Below are 21,603 nucleotides of genomic sequence, written 5' to 3'. Positions count from 1 at the left end.
TCTTCTATGCAGGGGTAATGTGTTTGGCCGGTTTGGCTTTGGGGCCAGACTGGGGTGCGACTTCAGATGCGCCCACTGCCGGAGACTGCGCCTTGACCGCGCGGTCGAAGACGTCCAGCATCTGCAGCAGGCTCGCTTCCTCGTCCGGCGTCGGCGCTTCGGGTACTTGCAGCACTTGCTGCAGCCATTCGGCCAGCGCGCCGATGTCATCTGGATCGGCGCGCGACAGCAAGGCCGGCAAGGCGGCGATGGCGGCGTCGAAATCATGCAGCATCAGGCGTGCCTGCTGGCGCACGATAGCGCGGAATTCCTCCATGCCGACATCCTGCCGGTATTGCGGCTTGATCAGTTTGAGGGCCAGGTTGACCCTGCGTTCGTCGGCGATCATGCGGAAGCGGTAGATGTAGAACAGCGCGCGCACGGCCGCTTCCACCAGGCCGCCCCGCTGCATGTCCTCGTCCATCTTGCGCGTTTCGCAGCGCACGTATTCGCAATGCTCGGGCGAGATGCCGGGATGGGGGCGCGGCGGCGTCGTGTCGCCGATGGCTTGTCCCGTCAGCGCCTGCACCAGGGGCGAACCGTACACCAGGTCGAAGGTCGTTTCCTGCACCATGTCACGCCAGTCGCGCCAGCCGTTCAAGCCCGCCATGATGGCGCCGGAGACGGCCTCCTGCATGGCCAGCAGCGGATTATCGGGCGCCACCGGCTGACGCTGGGCGCGCACTTTTTCCGCTTCCCTGGCCACCAGCCTGGCCAGCGGATTGTGGTCCGTCCAGCGCTCGTACGACACGCGCAGCGGATGCGCGAGCTGCAGGAAGCGCGCCGTCTGCGGCGTGACCATGGCGCGCACCCACGGCTGCGCAAACGTGCGGTACAGGGCCAGATTCACCTCGGACACGCGCGCGGCGGCGGCGAATTTGCGGTCGTTTTCCACGCTCGGTTGCACAATGGCGCGCACGTCGTCGATGCCGCGGTGCTCGACCTGCAACACGTAGTCGCCGCTGGCCAGGTCCGCGTTCGGCGTATCGGGCGTCTTGTCGACGATCCGCGCTTCGTAGATACCGGCCGGCAGCAGGTTGATCAGGTCGATATTGCTGGCGAATTTCTGGTGTTCCTTGTGCCCCACCTTGGCCGACACGAAAATGCCCAGGTGGCCGATGCTGTCATGCACGGCGTAGACGATGGTCTGGTCGTGCATCAGCACGTCCTTGTCGTCGCGGTACAGGTCCGTGATCCAGCCCAGGGCCTGCGGCGGCGGCGTGATGTTGTCGCCGTTCGAGCAGAACACGACGATGGGCGAACGGATATTGCGCAAGTCCAGGCGCACGCCGTCGGAGGTGATCAATTCGGCCGTGGCCAGGCGGTTGCCGATAAACAGATTGTCAACGATGTACTGCATCTCGACGTCGTTGAGGAAGACGTGGCCGCCCCAGTATTTTTCAAATTCCAGGTAACGGGGCGCTTCCGTGTCGATGTTCGCGTACAAGTTGTACTGCTTGCTCCACAGGGTGTTGGCCGGGTTCAGCTTCTCGAAATTCTGCACCAGGCTGGCGCCGTCGAAGCGGCCGTTGCCCAGGTCGCCCGCCAGCGCCGTGGCCCAGCTACCGCCCATCAGGCCGCCCGCGTAGCGCATCGGATTGCGGCCATGCCAGCCGGCCCAGTACGAGACGGGCGCGCCGGCCACGATGATGGGACCGAACAATTCCGGGCGCATGGCCGCCGTCATGAGGATTTGCCAGCCCGCCTGGCAATTGCCGATGACGACGGGTTTCCCCTCGCTGAGCGGATGCAGGGCGATGACTTTTTCCAGGAAGGCCGCCTCGGCGTGCATCACGTCTTCCACCGTCTGTCCCGGCACGGGATCGGGCAGGAAGCCGATGAAGTAGCATGGATGGCCGGCGCGCAGGGCCACGCCGATCTCGCTCTCAGCCTTGAAGCCGCCGATGCCGGGACCGTGTCCCGCGCGCGGATCGACGACGACGAATGGGCGTTTCGATGGATCAGGTTCGGGCGCATCGGGCGTCAGAATGCGCGCCAGGCCGTAGTTGACGGGGCGCGGCAGCTCCAGGCCCGACATCACCAGTTCGGCGGGGAAGTCCAGCACGTTCGGCACTTCCTCGGCCATGTGTTCCTGGTACTGGTTGCCGCGCCGGCGCATCACGTCCGCGTACAGCACGATGCGCTGCCACGAGTCGCGCGCATAGTCGCCCAGCACGCCCAGCGACGGCAAGCCGCCGGCGGAAAAAAATGGTGCAGCTTCGGTCTTCATGGCTATCCTTTTCATGCAAACACACGCCGGACCATTCCGGCGCGGGGGCTACGCCATCTGGCTGATGGTCTTGCGAAAACGGGCAAGGGCAAACGTGAACAGCGCCGTGCCGATGGCCAGCAGGGCCAGGAACGGTTTCCACACCACATCGATGCCGGCGCCCCGGTACAAAATCGCCTGGCTCAATTCGACGAAATGCGTGGTCGGGGCGATCAGCATGATGTTCTGCACCAGTTGCGGCATGCTTTCGCGCGGCGTGCTGCCGCCCGACAGCATCTGCAGCGGCAGCAGCACGAGGATCAAGAGCATGCCGAACTGCGGCATGCTGCGCGCCACGGTGGCGAGGAAAATGCCCATCGACGTCGTGGCGAACAGGTGCAGGGCCGCGCCGCACAGGAACAGCGCGATCGAGCCCTCGATCGGGACGTGCAGCATGCCGCGCACCACGAGGTTCAGCGACAGGGCGGCGGCCAGCAGCACCACGAGGCCCATCGACCAGACCTTGCCCAGCATGATTTCGGCCGGCGTCACGGGCATCACCAGCAAGTGCTCGATGGTGCCGTGTTCACGTTCGCGTATCAGCGCCGCGCCGGTGAGGATGATCGACAGCATCGTCACTTGGTTGATGAGCTCCATCAGCGAGCCAAACCAGGCCTGGCTCAGCGACGGATTGAAGCGCGCGCGCATCACCAGCTCCACGGGCGAGACGGTTGCGCCCCGGTAGCGCTTGGCGAATTCCGATATTTCGCCGGCGACGATCTGCTGGATGTAGCCGCTGCCGCTGAAGGCCTGGCTCATGCGCGTGGCGTCCACGTTCAGCTGCAATTCCGCCTGGCGTCCGCCCAGCACGTCGGCCTGCAGCTTGGGCGGGATCGTCAGCACGAAGGTGTACTGGCCCGCGTCCAGGCCCGCGTCGACCTGGCTCTGGTTGATCATGGCCGGCGGCGTGAACTGGGGCGGGAAGAAGGCCGAGGCGATGCGCCCGGACAGGGGCGAGCCATCCTCGTCGACGATGGCGATCGACGCCATGTGCAGGGTTTCCGGCTTGGCCGTGGCGGCCACGTAGATCGCCAAAGTGAACGTGTAGAGGATCAGGATCAGCATCATCGGATCGCGGATCAGGCTCCAGATTTCCTTCACGCCCAGGCGGTAGATATTTTCAAGGTGGCGCATGTCAACTCTCCTGCTTCTTCAACAGCGCCACGGTCACGCCGAGGATCACGGGTATCGCCACGATCAACGGCCAGAACGAGGCGTGCAGGTCGCCCAACCCCAGCGCCTTGTTGAACACGCCCCGGCTGATATTGAGCATGTGCGTGGCCGGGTACATCAGGCCGATGGCTTTGCCCACGCCCTCCATCGACGAGACGGGGTTGAGCAGGCCGGAAAACTGGATGGCCGGGATCATGGTGCCGATCATGGTCACGAACAGGGCCGCGATCTGGCTGCGCGTAAACGTCGAGGCGAACAGGCCGATGCCGGTGGCGCAGATATTGAAGATGAAGGTGGCGCCGATCAGGGCCGCCAGGCTGCCCTTGACCGGCACGCCAAAGGCGGTGACGGCCAGCAGCGCCATGAGAAGGAAGTTGAACATGGCCAGCGCCACATACGGCACCTGCTTGCCGAGCAAGAATTCCAGGCGCGTGACGGGCGTCACGTACAGGTTGATGATGGACCCCAGTTCCTTTTCGCGCACGACGGACAGCGCCGCCAGCATGGCCGGCAGCATCAGCAGCAGCAAGGGAATCACGGCCGGCACCATGGCGGGCAGGCTTTTCACGTCGGGGTTGTAGCGAAAGCGCGTCTGGATGGCGACGGGATTGCTCATTGTGACGCCATAGCGGTGCAGGGCCTGGTCCGCCAGCCACAGCTGGTGCATGCCCTGCACGTAGCCTTGCACGGTTTCCGCGCGCATCGGCATGGCGCCGTCGATCCACGCGCCCACCTGGGCGGGAGCGCCGCGCTGCACGTCGCGCGCGAAGCCGGGCGGGATTTCGATGGCCAGCGACAGTTCACCGCTGCGCATGCGCTTGTCGATATCGGCGTAGTCGCGCAGGGGTGCTCGCTCGATGAAATAGCGCGAGCCGGCCAGGTTGTTCGTGTAATTCTGGCTCAACGTGGTCTGGTCGTGGTCGAGCACCGCGTAACTCAAGTCTTCCACATCGAGGCTGATGCCGAAGCCGATGACGAACAGCAGCAGCACGGAGCCACCCAGCGCCAGGGTCAGGCGCACGGGATCGCGGCGCAATTCCAGCGTCTCGCGCCACATGTAGCTGAGCATGCGGCCCAGGCTGAAGCGGCTGCGCCGGTGTTCCTGCTGCGGCGCCTGAACTGCAGCTTCCCGCGCCGGTGTGTCCTCCACTGCCGCCGCTGCCGTGCCGCCGCCCGCCTCTTCCAGGTAGGCGATGAAAGCCGCTTCCAGCGAAGGCGCGCCCTTCTTGCGCACCAGTTCGGCCGGCGCATCGCTGACCAGCACTTTCCCCGCATGCATCAGCGAGATGCGGTCGCAGCGCTCGGCCTCGTTCATGAAGTGGGTGGAAATGAAAATGGTGACGTGGTCGCGCCGCGCCAGCTCGATCATCAGGCGCCAGAAATTGTCGCGTGCGATGGGGTCGACGCCGGACGTGGGCTCGTCAAGGATCAGCATTTCCGGCTTGTGCACCATGGCCACGGCCAGCGACAAGCGCTGGCGTATGCCCAGCGGCAGGCTGTCGGGCAAGTCGTCCATCACCGCGCGCAAGTCGAAGCGCTGCGCCATCTCGTCGATGCGCGCAGGTATCTCGCCCTCTGGCACGTGGAACAGGCGCGCGTGCAACACGAGGTTCTGGCGCACCGTCAGTTCGCTGTACAGCGAGAACGCCTGCGACATGTAGCCGACCCGGCGGCGCGTGTCGATATCGCTGGAATCGACCTGCTTGCCGAACAGCCAGGCCTTGCCTTCCGTGGCCGGCAGCAAGCCCGTGAGCATCTTCATGGTGGTCGACTTGCCGCAGCCGTTCGAGCCGAGAAAACCGAAGATTTCGCCGCGACCGATGCGGAAATTCACATGATCGACGGCCGTAAAATCGCCGAAGCGCATGGTCAGGTCTTGCGCTTCGATGGCGACGTCCTGCGCGCTGGCGGCGTCCAGCGGGGTAATGACGACGGGCTGGTGGCCCGCCCGCTTCGCTTCTGGCAGCAGCTTGATGAAGGCCGCTTCCAGGTTGCCGCTGTCCGTGCGCGCCAGCAGTTCGGCCGGCGTGCCCGTGTCGAGCACCTTACCGTCGTCCATGGCCACCAACCAGTCGAAGCGCTGCGCTTCGTCCATGTAGGCGGTGGCCACCATCACGCTCATTTGCGGGCGCTGCACGCGGATGCCGGCGATCAGGTCCCAGAACTGGGCGCGCGCCAGCGGATCGACGCCGGTGGTCGGCTCGTCGAGAATCAGCAGGTCGGGATCGTGGATCAGCGCGCAGCACAGGCCCAGCTTCTGCTTCATGCCGCCCGACAGCTTGCCCGCCGGGCGCGTGAGGAACGGCTGCAAGCCCGTGCTGCGGGTCAGCTGGTCGATGCGGCGGCGGCGTTCGGCCGCGTCGTGGCCGAACAGGCGCGCGAAAAACTGCAGGTTTTCCTCGACCGACAGGGTCGGATACAGATTCTTGCCCAGGCCTTGCGGCATGTAGGCAATGCGGGGGCAGACGTCGTCGCGGTGGCGCGCATCGCGCATGTCGCCGCCCAGCGCCATCACGCTGCCCTGCTGCACGGCGCGCGCGCCGGCCACCAGCGACAGCAGACTCGATTTGCCCACGCCATCGGGACCGATCAAGCCCACCATGCGGCCGGCCGGCACGTCGAGGTCGATGCCGGCCAGCGCCACCGTCTTGCCGTAATGCTGGCTGACGCCGCGGATGCTGACGACAGGGGAAGTGGAAGCCACAGTCACTGCGGAACCTTCGCCGTCAGTTCAGCGGGCCAAGCCTGCTTCGCATCGAGACGCACCCAGGCCACGCCGGGCAAGCCTACTTTCACCAGCGCCAGATGCTTTTGCAGCAGTTCGCGACTGATCTGCGCCTTCACGCGGAACATCAGTTTCTGGCGTTCGCTGGCCGTTTCCACCGTCTTCGGCGTGAACTGCGCGCTGGCGGCGACGAACGAGATCGTCGCCGGTATCACGTACTGGGGCGCCGCATCGAGGATGATGCGCACTTCGCCGCCCAGCGCCACCTTGCCGGCCGCCGTCTCGGGCAGGAAGAAGGTCATGTAGACGTCCGACAGGTCGACCAGGTTGAGCACCTTGCCGCCGCCGGCCAATACTTCGCCCTGCTGCGCCACCAGGTATTGCACGCGGCCGTCGCGCGGCGCCGCCAGCTGGCCATCGGCCAGGTCTGCATCGATGCGCGCCGTCGTCGCCTCGGCCGCCACGACGGCGGAACGCGAGCCGACCACCTGCGCTTTTGCCGCGTCGATGGCAGCCTGCGCCGCCGTCACCTGCGCCCTGGCCGCATTCAGGGCGGCGGCCACGCTGCGCACGCGGGCGCGGTCGTCGTCGAGTTCCTGCACCGAAGACGCGCCCTCTTTCGACAGGATGTCGGAACGGGCCAGGCGGCGCTTGGCCGCATCGAGTTCGCTTTCGCGCTGCGCCACCATGGCCAGCGCGGCCGCCTTGTCGCTCTCGCGCACGGCCACCTGCGCCTGCGCGCCGACCACCGCATCGGATGCCTGCTGCTGGCGCGCACGGGCCTCGTCGCGCTGGGCCGCCAGCGAGTCCACCTGCATGGTGGCCAGCGGCTGGCCCGCCTTGACGAAGTCGCCCTCGCGCACGAGGATCTCCTTGACCCTGCCGGCCAGCTTGGTGGCGACGTCGATTTCCGTTGCTTCGATGCGGCCATTGCCGCTGACAAAACCTTCGCCGGGGCCCGTGGGACGCATTTTTTGCCAGGCCACATACCCCAGCACGAGAACGGCCGCGACGAGCGCCGCGGGGATGAGTTTTTTCTTCAGTTGAGCATTCATGGTATCGGGGCGATCAAATTAGTGGGTGGAAGCGGCGGCGGAAGCGACGGGCGCGCCGCCGCCCAGGGCCGCATACAGGCTGACCTGGCTCGAGAGCAGCGCGCGGCGCGTCTGCACCAGCTGCTGCTCGACCGTCAGCAAGTCGCGCTGCGCATCGAGCACTTCCAGGTAGGGCGCGGCGCCATTGTCGTAGCGCAGCTTGGCCAGACGCGCCCGTTCGCTTTGCGCGGCCAGGGTCGTCTTGCCGATGTCGACCTGCAGCGCCAGCCAGCGCCGGTTCGACAGCGCGTCGGCCACTTCGCGGAAGGCGCCCTGCACGCTTTTTTCATAATTGGCCACGGCCATGTCGCGGCGCACCTCGGCCAGATCCATATTGGCGCGCAGGCGGCCCGCATCAAAGATCGGCAGCACCAGGCGCGGCGCGAGATTCCAGGCGCCGCTGCCCGAATCGAACAAACCGTTCAATTCCGCGCTGGCCGTGCCATAGGCGGCCGTCAGCGAAATCGTCGGGAAGAAGGCGGCGCGCGCGGCGCCGATATTGGCTTGCGCGGCGCGCAACTGGTGTTCGGCCGCGATCAGGTCGGGACGCTGCGCCAGCAGGGACGAAGGCAAGCCCGCATGCAGCGGCTGCAGCACGCTGGCGTCGTCGAAGCGGCGCACCTCACCGGCCACCGGCGTCAGATCGACGGGGCCGCCCACCAGTTGGGCCAGCGCGTGCGCCTGCACGGCGCGCGCCTGTTCCAGCTGGGCCGACAGCGAGAGGGCCTGGCTGAGCAGGGTTTCCACCTGCGTCAGGTCCAGCTTGGAAATCGACCCGACTTCAAAACGGCGCGTGAAGATGCGCAGCGATTCTGCGCGGCTGTCGACGGTGGCGCGCGCCAGTTCCACCCTTTCGTCGAGTTCGCGCAAGCCCAGGTAGCCGTTGGCCACCTGCGCCACCAGGGCCACGCCGACGGCGCGGCGCGCCTCGTCGCTGGCCAGCAGGGTTTGCAGAGCGCTGTCTTTCAGGCTGCGCACCCTGCCCCAGAAATCGAGTTCCCAGGCGCTCACGTTCAAGCCCGCCTGGTACTGCGCGCTCGTCATGGCGCGGCCCGTCGGACTCAGGTCGCCGGGCACACGTGCGCGGCTGCCCGAGGCGCCCAGCGCGATGGTGGGAAATTGCTCCGCGCGCTGGATGCCATACGCGGCGCGCGCCTCTTCCACGCGCAAGGCGGCGATGCGGATGTCGCGGTTGCTGGCCAGCGCCTGCGCAATCAGCGCCTGCAGGCGCGGATCGGCAAAGTAGCTTTGCCAGGCGACGTCGGGCGCATGCGCGCCGGCCGGATCGCTTTCCGGATACTGCGCCGCCACGGGCAGCGGCGGCGGCGCATACGGCGGCGCCATCGAGGCGCAGCCGGCCAGGGACAGCGTGGTTGCCAGCGCGGCCAGCATGGCGCGGTGCGGCAAAGTGAAAACAGCCATGGTCATCATCTTCCAGTCAATTCAGAATGTTGTAGCCGCCATCGACGTACAGTGTGCCGCCCGTAATCGCGCGGGCGCCGTCGCCGGCGAGGAAGGCGCACAGCGCGCCCACGTCCTCGATGGTGGCCAAGCGGCGCATGGGCGAACGTTCGATGGCGTCGGCCATCAGGCGGTCGAAATGGGCGATGCCGGAAGCGGCCCGCGTCTCCAGTGGGCCAGGAGAAATGGCGTTGACTCTGATGCCTTGCGGCCCCAGTTCGGCGGCCAGGTAACGCACGGATGCTTCCAGCGCCGCCTTCACGGGCCCCATCAGGCCGTAGTCGGCGATGACTTCCTCGGCGCCCAGATAACTCATGGTCATCAAACTGCCGCCGTCCGGCATCAGCGGTTCGGCCAGTTTCGCCATGCGCATGAAGGAGTGGCAAGAGACATCCATCGCCTGCGCAAAGCCGTCGGCCGAACTGTCCGTCACGCGGCCATGCAGGTCGTGTTTTGGCGCATAGGCGATGGAATGGACGACGAAGTCGATGCGCCCCCACTGCCGTTCGATCTGCGCAAACAGCGCTTCCAATTGACCCGGCACGGCCACGTCGAGCGGCGCCATGATGGACGCCTGCACTTGCAGCGCCAGCGGTTCCACGTGCGGCCTGGCCTTGTCATTGAGCCAGGTGACGGCCAGTTCGGCGCCGGCCGCGCGCAGGGCGCTGGCACAGCCCCAAGCGATGCTTTGCGCATTGGCGATGCCCACCACCAGCCCCCGCTTGCCCTGCAAGGGCAGGTGCGGCAAGGGGGCCGTCATGCCGGGACCGGACGCAGGGCGGGCCACGGCGTAGCCGCCTGCACGCTACGCACGGCACCGGCGCGCATGGCGGCGGCGCACATGGCCAGCGTAACGCCGCCGGCGCGCGCATACGGCAAGGCAATCGGAGTGTGGGGATGGAGGGTACTGCACGCGTCAGGCGCGGGGGTCTGCATCTTCATGAATCGGCTTCCGTGACTGAAATTCGAGGCCGGCACCAGTGCATTCTCGGGGAACTGGTACAGGGCGAAAATTACTCTACAGCATTTAGATACGTGATTCGCGATGAGTCCGGTCCGCATGCTTATCGTTTTGAGCTAGGTCAACTATAAGTGCGATTGCGGCAATGCAACATTGATATACATCAAATTCTACATCAATATTATTTAAATGAACTAATTGACAAGCAAGCGAATCGCGGTGCTTGTTTGATAACATCGTGGGGCTGGCACACAGAAAAGCGGCCGTGCAAAAGAAGGAGAGATTGCCTGGAAAACAAGCGGTGGGGCGACCTGGCACGAGGCGCCAGGCGGGAACGGGCAAAAATGGGGGCCATGCTATTGCGATGCAACATGGCCCACCATGCTTTACTAAAACGACAGAGCAGCCTTATTTCTCCGCCACCGGGGCGGGACGCGAATACAGGTCGATGATGGTGCTGATGCCGTCCTGGCATACGGAGCAGAACGTTTCGCTGCGATCGAACATGATGCATTGCATTTCGGGCCGGTAGTAGCCGGACGACTCGTAGTGGGCGCCTTCGAAGGCGCCCACCGCATGGCGCTGCGGCGCCTTCGAGAACAGCTGCTGCGTGTACGCCAGGTCGGCCTTGAACAAGCCGCTCATTTCACTTTCCGGGCGGTTGGCCGCGCGCAGGGCCGCGCGCTGTTTCTGGTATTCGCGCGCATGGCTGTCGTACGCTTCCTTCGGCCATGGCGTCGGCAGCGGCGTGCCAGCCGTCACATGGCTCTTCCATTTCAGCTTGGCCGGATCGCGCAGCGCCGTGGCGTTCGGCTCCCACGGTTCCTGGCGTTCGCCATTCGACTGATAGGCCACGGGCGAAGTGTAGTACTCGTCGGCCAGGCCGGCGAAATGGTGGCCGAATTCATGCACGAACAGGTAATTGGCCCAGTCATTGTTCGCCGCCGCCGTGCTGAACTGGCCGAAGATGCCGCCGCCGCCGTAGGTATCGTTATTGACGAGGATTTCGATGAATTCGTACGGCGCGTACTGCGCCAGGTCGCGCAGCGCGCGGTTGTCCGTCGTCAACACATAACGCTCGCTGCCGAAGATGTCGTAGCGCGTGCCCAGTGGCGAAGCGTGGTGCACGCCCGTCGATGGGCGCGACACGCCCGACTCCTGCGTGGGCGCGGCCATGGCCCATACATTGAAGTCATTGGCCCGCTCGCGGAACGGCGACACCGTGAAAAGATGCTCGGCCAGCTTGCGCGCCGTCGCTTCGAACTTGCCCATTTCCGCCGCCGTATAGCCGTCGCCCATGATCAAGAGGTCGACCTTGCCGGACGATGGACCGCTGATGCGGATCGGGATCGGCTTGACGGGCGCCGGCGGCTGCTTGCGGATCACGTCCTGCGCGGCAGGATCGACGTCCGTGCTCCATACAATGGAAAACAGGCCGCGCTCGTCGCGCTTGAGGATGCGCACGCGTACGGGCTGCTCGGGCTGCGGGAAGCGCACGGACTCCTGGAAGGCGCGCGTGGTGGTTTTCGCTTCATCCGTACTGGCCCACTCGCCGAAGATGGTGGAAAAACCGCGCGAGTACAGCACCTTTCCCGACTTGATGTCGACCACTTCCAGCATATTGTTGCCACGGTTGCTGTCGTCGATGGGACGCGCCAGGTTGCCCGCCCATGGCAGGGGCTCGACCAGCACGCGCTCGACCGCATAATGCTCGCCCAGCGCATTGCCGCTGTGCTGGTAATCGAGACGCATGGTGGCCGGCTGGGCGGCACTGGCTGCTTGCGCGGCAGGGACGATGCCGGCGGCCAGCGCCAGCGCGCAGAGGAAGGATCGAATCGAGGTCTGCTGCATGTCATTCCTAAAACGGTAGAAAAACAGGTAAAGGGATCGGTTTTCCAAACAATCGGCGGGCCTGCCGCTAGGCGCGGGAAAAACCGCTGCGGCACATTGTAGCGACAGGAAGCGGGCGTGCAAAGCGGCCATTTCACGCGATTTGCTTGACCCGGCAAGGCAATCGGCTTATATTAGATTGACCAGTCTACTAATTAAAAGGGTAAGCCCATGCGCACCATCGATCCCGACAAACATGCGGCGCGCCGCGACGCCATTCTCGCCGCTGCGCGCCACTGCTTCGCGCGCAAGGGCTTTCACCAGACCAGCACCGCCGCCATCTGTGCGCAGGCGGGCATGAGTCCCGGTAACCTGTTTCATTACTTCCCCACCAAGCAAGCGATCATCGCCGCCATCGTCGACCAGGAAGGCAGCGAGACGGCAGCCTATTTCGCCGGCGTCCAAGGCAGCGCCGATGCCTACGGCGCCCTGCTCGACTTCATGGACCTGGTGCTGGCGCTGGCGGCCGACGCGGATTTTGCGGGACTGGCGCTGGACATCGCGGCCGAAGCGATGCGCGACACGGACATCGCGGCCAGGGTGGCGCGCAACGACGCCAGCCTGCGCGGCGGTCTGCAAACCTTGCTGGAAGAAGCGGCCGCGCAGTGCCAGACGGACGCCACGCTGGACGCCGCGCAAACGGCCAGCTGGATCGCCGCGCTGATCGACGGCATCTTCAACCGGGTCGCCGTCGATCCCGATTACGCGCCGCTGGCGCAGCAGGCCAGCCTGCGTCTGTTACTGGCGCGCTTCCTGCGCCCTGCTTTGACATGAGCGCCACCATGAGCAGCTCACTGAGTACGCCGCCCGCGCGCATCGCCGACGTCGACGCCCTGCGCGGCTGCGCCCTGTTCGGCATTTTGGTCGTCAACATCGGCGCCTTCGCCACGCCCTGGTTCGGCCTGGGCTTGACCGATCCCGCCTTTCACGGCGGCGTGGACCGCGCCACGCACTTTCTCGTCGCCCTCCTGTTCGAGACCAAGTTCTACCTGCTGTTTTCCTTTTTGTTCGGCTACAGCTTCACCCTGCAGTTGCAGGCGGCCGCGCGCGCCGGTGCGCCGTTCGTACCGCGCATGCTGCGCCGTCAAGCGGGCCTGTGGGGGATAGGCGCCCTGCATGCCGTTCTCCTGTTTCATGGCGACATACTGACCACCTACGCCGTGCTGGGCATCGTGCTGCTGGCGCTGCACCGCTGCGGCGAACGCCAGGCACTGTCGCTGGCGTTGATGCTCGTCGCCGTCTGCGTGGCGTTCTGGGCAGGCATGGCATGGCTGCAAAGCCTGCAGCCGGCAGGCGACGCCGCGGACAACGCCGTGGCGATGGCGCAAAAGGCGGCAAGTGCGCTGGCCGCCTACCGCGCCACGCCGGCCGCCGTCGTCCATCAGCACCTGCGCGAACTGAGTGACATCTGGCTCGTCCTGCTGCTGGTGCAGGCGCCGTGTGCGCTGGCCATGTTCCTGTGCGGCCTGGTCGCCGGCAAGCGCGAAATGCTGCTGCACGCGAGCGACTATCTGCCGCTGCGCCGCCGCCTGCTGCGGGCCGGCGCACTGGTGGGCCTGCCCGGCGCCGCCTTCTATGCGTGGACCTCCGTGTATGGCGACAGCCAGGCATGGCAGGTGGCGGGACTGGCCGTGGGCCTGGCCACCGCGCCGCTGCTGGCGGGCGCCTACCTTTCGCTGGCGCTGGCCCTGTTCGAGCGCCTGCGCGACGGCGCGCTGTTTGCGCTGCTGGCCGATACGGGCCGCATGGCCCTGTCGAACTACCTGCTGCAGTCGGCCGTCTGCGCCGTGCTGTTCCTTGCATACGGCGCGCGGTTGATGGGCAGCGTCTCGCCGCTGGGCGCCCTGGCGCTGGCCGCCGTCATCTTTGGCGTGCAGCTGCCTTTGAGCCGCTGGTGGCTGCGCGGCCACGCTTATGGCCCCGTCGAATGGCTGCTGCGGGCCCTGACGATCGCCGCGTGGCCGCGCTGGCGGCGCCAGCGCGCCGCTTACTTGTAGCGGTACAGCGGCTGGCGCAGCTGGATCGGGCGGATGTCGAGGCGCAACTTCAGCACGGAATACGCTTCCGCCTCGGTCGAGCTGTAGCCGACGCTGTTGACGGTTTTACTGAAGCGGAATTCGAAGCCCAGGTCCGGGTACGGGTCGCGCGGATTGCCAAAGGCGATGCCGATGGCTTCCTGCTGCGCGTTGTCGATCAAATTGCCCATCAGGTCGAGCACGGCGTTGTTGCCGAGGATATCGTTGGTAAACACGGGTTCGCGCATGTCGGGCTGATTCGGATCGAGCTTGTTGTCTGCCTTGTCCGGTGACGGCGTAAACACGCGCGTAACGAGGTTGAATTTGTCGCCCCGGTCCAGATAGCTGATGGCCGCATTACTGATATTGAAATTTTTCACGCCACGGTCGCTGATGGCGCCAGACAGGTCGATCAGCAGCGCGCCGCTGTAACCGATGACTTCCACGTCGCGCATGGCGTCGACCACCATGGCGCTGTTTTCATCGATGCCCAGTCCCAGGTGATAGCCTTTTTTCAGCATCACGGGAATCATGCGGGCAAAGCGCCCGCGCACCAGCAGATGCTGGTCCACAAAAACGTCGCTGCCGATGAAGCCCAGGCCCGGCGCGATCTCGCGGCCATCCGTCACGCCCATCTTGAGCATGTCGAGCACGGGTTTGGCGTCGTAGAACATGGTCGTGCTCATGATGGCAGCGCCGGCGCTGGAACCGGCGATCACGCCGCCGTTGCGGTATACCGACCAGATGGCTTCCAGCGCGGCCGTGCGGCTGCCGTCCGGGCGCAGCAAGGCTTGCGTGATGCGCCCCTGGTCGCCGCCGGCAAAGTAGATGCCGGTGGCCGACTTGATCTGCGCGACGATGGCGGGGTCTTCGGCCGCCTTGCGGTAATCGCGATTGGCCAGCTTGACGGCCAGCGGCACGAAAAAGGCGTCGGCGCCATATTGATTGAGTTTCCTGATGATGCTTTCACCGGATTTTTCCGGGTTCATCGCGGCCGATGCCAGCACGGCGATACGCGCGCCCGGCCCGCCCGACAGCTTGACGATGCGCTGCCAGACTTCGGCATTGTCGGCGCGCAGGCCGCCGCCAATAATGACGAGGGTGCCCTGCGGCGCGCTGCCGATGGCGCTGCCTGCGGGTGCCGCCACGGCATGGACGCTGCACAATGCCAGCACGAACAGCAGCGCGGCGCGGAAGGTGTGATACAGGCTTGAAGATGATTTCATGGTGCCTTTCGAATACAAGGAAAGTGGCGCGCACTTGTCGATACAGGCGCGCGCCCTTGCTGCCAAAACTGCTGCTTGCAACCCAACTCCACCGAATGACGATACTACCCGCCGCAGATGACGGCGTTGTTGCGGTATCTCCGCGCTTCTATGTAAAACCGCTTACTTGAAGCTGTAATTGGCGCTCGCATAGAAACGCCGGCCGCGCGGGTCCGTGTAGCTGGGGTCATAGCCGGACAGGAAAAAGTAGGCCTGGTTCGAGTACGGCGGGCTGGTATTGAACAGATTCTGTATGCCAGCGCGCAGCTTGAACTGCTGGCTGACCGCATAAGCCGCCGACATGTCCCACAAGGTGTACGCCTTCACCCGGTTCGGTTTGACGACGCTGCCGTCGTCCGTGTTGATGGCCGAGTTCTGGTCAGCGTAGCCGCTCGAATAGGTGTTCGACAGGCTGGCCGAGTACGGGCCGTTGTCCCAATCGAGGGTGATCGTGTGGCGCCAGCGCTGCACCACGCCGTCCGTGACGAAACGATTGAGATTGCTGACAAAGGTGTCGCCAGGGCTGGTCTGGATTTTCGAGTCCAGCACATAGGTGCCGCTCAGGTGCCCGCCAAAGCGTCCCCATGCCGTTTTCACGCCATGCAGGTCGGCCGTGATATCGATGCCCGAGGCTTTTTGCGCGCCGCGGTTTTCCTTGCGCAGCTCGATGTAGTCGATTTCATCGTCCCCGTTGCGGTGTACGAGGTCGCCATATTTGGCCAGGTTGCCCAGGATGATGTCGTCGCCGATTTCGCTGATCAGGTCCGTGCGCTTGATGTTCCAGTAATCGACGCTGAAGGTCCAGTGCTGGCTCGGTTCGAGCACCAGGCCGGCCGAAAACTGGCGGCTGCGTTCCGGTTTCAGCTTGTCGTTGCTGTAGCGGCGCGTATCCCAGTTCTGCGCGCAATCGGCATAATTGTTTTCCACGGTGGCGCACAGCACGGGATCGGGCAAGGTCGCCGTACTGCTGTAGACGGTGGGGCGGTGCAAGTCCGACATGGACGGCGCGCGGAAGCCCTTGCCGGCGGAGGCCCGCAGCAGCACCTGCTTGCTGGGCATGTAGGTCAGGCCCACCTTGGGACTGAGGGCGCCGCCCACCTGCTCGTAATGGTCGTAGCGGCCAGACAACTGCGCCTGCCATTGCCTGGTAAACGGCAGCAGCAATTCGCCGTAGACGGCTTGTACGTTGCGGCTGTCGCTGGTGCCCTTGCCGCCTTCCGGCGCCGCATCGTTGTTGATGTTGTCGCTCATCAGCAGTGCCGATGGACGGAACTCGGTGCGTTCGCGCCGCACTTCGCCGCCCACGGCCAGCGCCATGTCGCCCCCGCCCATGGCCATCAGCGCGCGCGAGGCCTTGAAGTCCACGCCATCCATGGTGCCGCGCGCATGGCGCACCTCGTCGTCGATCTGGATGCTGTCGAGCAGCGCCCGGCCTTTTGCGCCGGAGGGCCCGAACGGGTTGATGTCGCCGGCGGCGATCCCTTCGATCAGCTTGTCGTACAGGACGTAGCCATGCGTATCGCGGTCCTTGACGACGTTGACGCTGTGATTGAAGCCCACGTCGTAATCCCAGCCGGCGAGCGTGCCGGTGGCGCCCACCACGAAGCGCTGGCTTTCGCTGGTCAGCTGGCTGGTGCGCATGCCCGCCTCGTTCAGGCGCATGCGCAGCTCCAGTTCACGCTCCACCTGCTTGCCATCGTCATCGAGCAGCGTATCGAAGCCCGCATTGGCCAGCTGCGGCACCTTGCTGTAATCAAGAAAACCGGTCACGCGCGCCGACGAGCCCACGTAATGGCTGCGCGAGCGGCTCAGCGCCACTTCCGCGTACAGCTGGTGATCGTTATTCAGTTTCAGCACGCCGCGCGTGAGCAGATTCTGCTTGTCCGTCTTCGGATACAGCTCCGTGTCGCCCATGTAGTCGTAGGTGCAGGCATCGACGCCACCCGTGCCCGCCGGCAGGTACAGATTGGCCGGCGGCGCGCAGTTCGGGATACCAAAATTGATCTGGCGGTTGGTGATCGGCTGGCCATTGAGCAGGAAACCATTGTCCTGCAGGTGATCGCGCTGGGCGCTGGACAGACGGATATTCGCCGGGCTGGTAAAGTTCGACAGCAAATGCCCGAGGCGCTGCGGAATCTGCAGGTTCGGGATGAACTTGCGCTGCGAGGAGCGCAGGCGGTCCGTTTTTTGCAGGTCGACCACGGCAAAGATATTGTAGCCATCCGTGGCCAGGTCGCCCGTGCCGGCCGTGATGCTGGCCGTGCGTTTGCCCGCGCCGCCTTCATCGGTGCGGCTGCCATAGACGTTCAGCTCCACGCCCTGGTAATCCTTGCGCGTAATGAAATTGATGACGCCGCCGATGGCGTCCGTGCCGTACAGGGCCGAAGCGCCGTCGAGCAGCACTTCCACGCGCTGCAGGGCGGCGGCGGGAATGTTATTCAAGTCCACGCCCGCATCGTCGCCGGGCGAGGCAAAGTTGGCCATGCGCCGGCCATTGAGCAGCACCAGGGTCGACGAGGTGCCCACGCCGCGCAGGTTGGCGCTGTTGAAGCCGCGCTGGTCGCCGCCCACGTTGATGCTGGCGCCGTCCGTCAGGCCGCCCACGTTGGCCGACACGCGCGCCATCAGCTCGGCCGCCGTCGTCACGCCCGCCTTTTCGATCTCGGCGCGCGTGATGATCTGCACGGGCAGCGCCGTCTCCGACTCCAAGCGCTTGATGGCCGAACCCGTGATCTCCACACGCTGCATTTTTTTCGGCGCAGGTTCGCCATCCTGCGCCTGCGCCTGCTCTTGTGCCTGCGCGCCGCCGGCCAGCATGCCCAGCGCCGCCGACACGCTCAAGGTGCCCAGCGCGAGGCGCACGCCTTGCGCCAGCACCGACTCGCGCGGCAAGGAGCCGCCCTCCTGTCTTTTCATTTGCATTGTCATTCTCCCCGGATGTTGATGCCTGACTTTTATAATGATTTTGCGGCTGCCTTGCGTTGTTTTGAAGCTGCTTTGCGCGTCCCCTGCATGCCATGTTCACCGCCATACAGATAGGCGGCGATGACTTCGTTCAAGCGGGCCGCTTTTTCTACGTTCTTCCTGTTCGATACCATCAGCGCCACGGCCAGCGCCTCGATCATGGCCAGGGCCGTGCTGGCGCTGCTGGGCAGGACGGGATGCGTGCTTTGCGCGTACAGCGCGTGGTCGGCAAGTTCGGCCAGGGGCGACGCGGGCGAGTCGGTGAGCGCCACGATGCAGGCGCCGCGGTCGCGCGCGAAGCTGGCCAGGCCGATGCAGTCGAGCGTGTAACGGGGGAACGAGATCACCACCAGCACGTCGTGCGCCGTCAGGTTGACCAGGTGGCCGGCCGCCACTTCCGAGCCGCCGAAACCCACCACTTCCACCACGTGCGGGCAAAACGGCTGCAGATGCTGCACCAGCATGCCGGCCAGATTGGCCGACAGGCCAAAACCCATCACATACACCACCTTGGCGCGCGTCAGGCGGCGCACCACGGCCTGCATGGCGGGCGGCGACAGGGCGTCGGAGGTGGCGGCGATGTTCGCGGCCGCATATTCCAGGCTTTCCGTGACGGGCGATGTGGCGCGCGCGCGCCGTTCTATCGTGCGGCGCAGTTTGTCGACCGGCTGCAGCAGCGATTGCAGGGTTTCGGCCATGGCACCGCGCATGGCCGAATAATTCTTCTGGCCGATATCGCGCGCGAAGCGGCTGATGGTGGCCGTCGATACCTGGCAGCTGTCGGCCAGCTCCTCGATGCCCAGCGCCGTCACGCGCATCTGGTTGCGCAGCAGGTAATCGGCGATCTGCCGCTGCGACGCCGAGCCGCTGGCCAGCACATGCATCAGCGCCTGCCCCAGCGGCGATTGCGCGAACGCGGCATCGGGCGACGCCAGCGTGGTGGCCACTGGCGTGGATGCGCTGCTGCAGGCAGGACTGGCGGATGCTCTCATATCACTGGCGGCCTGTATTCTTGGGTACGGCGTATCACTGGCGGAAGGCGAAATCGGGTCGCTGGAACTTACTGTACTCATATCAAAAAGAAAACTCAACAAATATTTGTAAAAGGATTTTCATTGATTTACTTCGTGAAAATATTGCTACATAATCGACCGGAATCCATCAACCATGCACCTTTTCGGGGCACCCACCATGCACGTACAACAGCATCCCATCTCCACCGCGCACGCCAGCATGTCCAGCCAATTGAGCAGCTTCCACTTCGGCACTGCGGCCGCCACTAGCCGCAGCGGAAAGAAGGTGTACATCCAGGCGGCCCTGCACGCGGACGAGGTCCCGGGCATGCTGGTGTCGCAATTCCTGCGCCGCGAACTGCTGGCGCTGGAGGCGGCCGGCAAGATCCACGGCGAAATCATCCTGGTGCCGGCCGCCAACCCGATCGGCCTGGCGCAAGCCATCCATGGCGCGCCGTTCGGCCGCTTCGACTTGACCACCGGCATCAACTTCAACCGCGCCTACCGCCACGTGGCCGATGAACTGAAAACCACGCTGGCGGACAAGCTGGGACAGGATGCGCAAGTCAATGTGGCGCTGATACGCGAGCACGCGCGCGCCGCCGTCGCCGCCTGGCGGCCGGGCACGGATGCGGAAACCCTGAAGAAAATCCTGCTGGGCATGGCCATCGACGCCGACATCGTGCTCGACCTGCACTGCGATAACGAGGCGGCCCTGCACATCTATACGGGCACGCCGCTGGCGGCGCAGATCGCGCCCCTGTCCGCGCTCCTGGGCGCGCGTGCCGTGCTGCTGGAACTGGCGGCCGGCGAAGAGCCGTTCGACGAAGCCTGCAGCCGGTTATGGTGGGACCTCGATGCGCACTTCGGCGGCCGCTATCCGATTCCCGCCGCCTGCCTGTCGACCACCGTCGAATTGCGCGGCGAAGTGGAAGTGAGCTACGCCCTGGCCGAACGCGACGCTGCCGCCCTGCTGCGCTTTCTCGCCATCGAGGGCGTGCTGGAGATAGCCGGCGCCGGCGACAACCTGCCCGCGCCGCAATGCCAGCCGACGCCGCTGGCCGGCGTGGAACCGATCCTCGCGCCGCATCACGGCGTACTGGTCTACCTGCGCGAAATGGGCGACGTGCTGGCCGCCGGCGACGCGGTGGCCGACCTGATCGACCCCGTCAGCGGCGAGACGACAACCTTGCGCTGCACCGTGGCCGGTGTCTTTTTTGCGCGCAGCGCCCACCGCCACGTCTTGCGCGGCATGAACGTCGGCAAGGTCGCCGGCAGCATAGCCTTCCGCGGCGGCAGCCTGCTGAGCCAATAAGTGACACCCATGAGAAAATTCAAGCTCCCCAATACCTTCGTCCTGCTGTGCGCCATCCTGGCCATGATCGCCGTGGCGACGTGGCTGGTGCCGGGCGGGAAATTCGACACCCAGCTGGTGAACGGCAAGCAGCTGATCGTCCCCGGCACGTTTCATTACGTCGACAACAAGCCGCAGGGCCTGGCCGCCCTGATGATGGCGCCCATCAAGGGCTTCGTCGATGCCAGCCTGATCATCGGCTTCGTGCTGATCGTCGGCGGCGCCTTCGCCGTGCTGCAAAAAACGGAAGCCTTCGATGCGCTGATCAAGGCCATCGCCAAGGCGCACACCAGTTCGCGCTTCGTGCGCGCCGCCATCATCCCCGTCTTCTTCACCATGTTCTCGCTGGGCGGAGCTACTTTTGGCATGAACGAGGAAGCGATCCCCTTCATCCTGATCTTCGTGCCGCTGGCCCTGGCCCTGGGCTATGACACCATCACGGGCGTGTCGATTCCCTTCATCGGCTCGCAGGTGGGCTTTTCCGCCGCCTTTTTGAACCCGTTCAACGTCGGCATCGCACAGGGTATCGCGGGCGTGCCGATCTTTTCCGGCATCGGCTATCGCCTGATCGTGTGGGCCATCGCCACGGCGGTCAGCATCGTATTCCTGATGTGGTATGCGGCGCGCATCAAGCGCCATCCGGAGAAAAGCCCGACCTACCTGCTCGATATCGAGAAGCGCAGCGAGCACTCGATGGACCTGGACAGCTTTGCCGGCATGACGCGCACGCACCGCGCCGTGCTGTGGATTTTCATGGCGACCCTGCTGACGATGGTCGTCGGCGTCGTCAAGTACGACTGGTTCATCGATGAAATCGCCGCCCTGTTCCTGGTGATGGCCATCATCGTCGGCCTGGTCGGCCGGCTCGACATGGACAGCCTGGTGGCGTCCTTCGTGCAGGGCGCGCGCGACATGGTCAGCGTGGCGCTCGTCATCGCGCTGGCGCGCGGCACCATGATCCTGGCGCGCGACGCGCAGATCATCGACACCATACTGCATGCGCTCACGCCCCTGGTGGCCTCGTCCAGCCCCGTCTTCGCCGCGCAAAAGATGTTCTTCATGCAGTCGGTGATCAACTTCTTCATCCACTCGGGCAGCGGCCAGGCGGCGCTCACCATGCCCATCATGGCGCCGCTGGCCGACCTCGTGGGCGTGACGCGCCAGACCGCCATACTGGCCTTCCAGTTCGGCGAATTCACCACGCCGATGATCCCCACTTCCGGCATCACCGTCGGCGTGCTGGCGCTGGCGCGCGTGCCCTGGATTACCTGGGCCAAGTGGATGATCCCGCTGCAGCTGATTTACTTGGTGCTGGCGCTGCTGCTATTGATACCACCGTGCCTGATGCACTGGCAATAAAAAAAGCCACGACGATGCACG

At 65.1% G+C, this 21,603-nt stretch carries 15 protein-coding genes; 4 read left to right on the top strand and 11 right to left on the bottom strand.

Annotated features, from left to right (window positions below; translation table 11 throughout):
• Positions 1 to 4: 4 nt before the first annotated feature.
• The 8 genes from ASN89_RS03275 to ASN89_RS03245 form a co-directional block, all read right to left on the bottom strand.
• Positions 5 to 2,269, bottom strand: coding sequence for a DUF3141 domain-containing protein (locus ASN89_RS03275; RefSeq protein WP_058048259.1), 2,265 nt, complete (start codon positions 2,267 to 2,269; stop codon positions 5 to 7).
• Positions 2,270 to 2,317: 48 nt separating this feature from the next.
• A complete protein-coding gene (locus ASN89_RS03270; protein WP_058048258.1) occupies positions 2,318 to 3,442 on the bottom strand; it encodes an ABC transporter permease in 1,125 nt (374 codons plus the stop codon).
• Between the two features lies 1 nt (position 3,443).
• The gene (rbbA, locus tag ASN89_RS03265; protein ID WP_058048257.1) at positions 3,444 to 6,191 is read right to left on the bottom strand and encodes a ribosome-associated ATPase/putative transporter RbbA; all 2,748 of its coding nucleotides are present in this window, start codon (positions 6,189 to 6,191) and stop codon (positions 3,444 to 3,446) included.
• On the bottom strand, positions 6,188 to 7,261 hold the full coding sequence (locus ASN89_RS03260; protein ID WP_058048256.1) for an HlyD family secretion protein: 1,074 nt from the start codon (positions 7,259 to 7,261) through the stop codon (positions 6,188 to 6,190). The genes rbbA and ASN89_RS03260 overlap by 4 nt, the downstream gene beginning before the upstream one ends.
• Before the next feature lie 18 nt (positions 7,262 to 7,279).
• Positions 7,280 to 8,728 carry an efflux transporter outer membrane subunit gene (locus ASN89_RS03255; protein ID WP_058048255.1) on the bottom strand — a complete coding sequence of 483 codons (1,449 nt, stop codon included), beginning with the start codon at positions 8,726 to 8,728 and terminating at the stop codon, positions 7,280 to 7,282.
• Between the two features lie 10 nt (positions 8,729 to 8,738).
• Positions 8,739 to 9,521: an enoyl-ACP reductase FabI gene (fabI, locus tag ASN89_RS03250; RefSeq protein ID WP_200968967.1), complete on the bottom strand. Its 783-nt coding sequence runs from the start codon at positions 9,519 to 9,521 to the stop codon at positions 8,739 to 8,741.
• Entirely contained in the window at positions 9,518 to 9,703 is a 186-nt protein-coding gene (locus tag ASN89_RS28520; protein WP_046684276.1) for a hypothetical protein, read from the bottom strand. Before ASN89_RS28520 ends, fabI begins: the two co-directional genes overlap by 4 nt.
• Before the next feature lie 427 nt (positions 9,704 to 10,130).
• Positions 10,131 to 11,573, bottom strand: a complete 1,443-nt coding sequence (locus tag ASN89_RS03245; RefSeq protein ID WP_058048254.1) for an IgA Peptidase M64 — start codon at positions 11,571 to 11,573, stop codon at positions 10,131 to 10,133.
• Between the two features lie 210 nt (positions 11,574 to 11,783).
• Between ASN89_RS03245 and ASN89_RS03240 the strand changes: the two genes are divergently transcribed.
• On the top strand, positions 11,784 to 12,386 hold the full coding sequence (locus ASN89_RS03240; RefSeq protein WP_058048253.1) for a TetR/AcrR family transcriptional regulator: 603 nt from the start codon (positions 11,784 to 11,786) through the stop codon (positions 12,384 to 12,386).
• An 8-nt stretch (positions 12,387 to 12,394) separates the two neighbouring features.
• The gene (locus ASN89_RS03235; protein ID WP_235501834.1) at positions 12,395 to 13,609 is read left to right on the top strand and encodes a DUF418 domain-containing protein; all 1,215 of its coding nucleotides are present in this window, start codon (positions 12,395 to 12,397) and stop codon (positions 13,607 to 13,609) included.
• Here the strand turns inward: ASN89_RS03235 and ASN89_RS03230 are convergent.
• From ASN89_RS03230 to ASN89_RS03220, 3 genes are all read right to left on the bottom strand, one after another.
• Positions 13,600 to 14,853 (bottom strand): cyanophycinase, encoded by a 1,254-nt coding sequence (locus ASN89_RS03230; RefSeq protein WP_058048252.1) that lies wholly within the window; start codon positions 14,851 to 14,853, stop codon positions 13,600 to 13,602. The genes ASN89_RS03235 and ASN89_RS03230 overlap by 10 nt on opposite strands.
• Positions 14,854 to 15,015: 162 nt before the next feature.
• Positions 15,016 to 17,814 carry a TonB-dependent receptor gene (locus ASN89_RS03225; protein WP_058048251.1) on the bottom strand — a complete coding sequence of 933 codons (2,799 nt, stop codon included), beginning with the start codon at positions 17,812 to 17,814 and terminating at the stop codon, positions 15,016 to 15,018.
• Between the two features lie 32 nt (positions 17,815 to 17,846).
• Positions 17,847 to 18,848: a MurR/RpiR family transcriptional regulator gene (locus ASN89_RS03220; protein WP_058048250.1), complete on the bottom strand. Its 1,002-nt coding sequence runs from the start codon at positions 18,846 to 18,848 to the stop codon at positions 17,847 to 17,849.
• 199 nt (positions 18,849 to 19,047) lie between these two features.
• On the opposite strand from ASN89_RS03220, the gene ASN89_RS03215 reads away from it, so the two are divergent.
• Positions 19,048 to 20,184 carry a succinylglutamate desuccinylase/aspartoacylase family protein gene (locus ASN89_RS03215; RefSeq protein WP_058048249.1) on the top strand — a complete coding sequence of 379 codons (1,137 nt, stop codon included), beginning with the start codon at positions 19,048 to 19,050 and terminating at the stop codon, positions 20,182 to 20,184.
• Between the two features lie 9 nt (positions 20,185 to 20,193).
• The gene (locus ASN89_RS03210) at positions 20,194 to 21,582 is read left to right on the top strand and encodes a YfcC family protein (RefSeq protein ID WP_058048248.1); all 1,389 of its coding nucleotides are present in this window, start codon (positions 20,194 to 20,196) and stop codon (positions 21,580 to 21,582) included.
• Positions 21,583 to 21,603 lie beyond the last annotated feature (21 nt).

The sequence above is a fragment of the Janthinobacterium sp. Ant5-2-1 genome (assembly GCF_001445815.1).
GTDB lineage: Bacteria > Pseudomonadota > Gammaproteobacteria > Burkholderiales > Burkholderiaceae_D > Janthinobacterium > Janthinobacterium lividum_E.
This window is presented reverse-complemented; position numbering and strand designations above follow the sequence as displayed.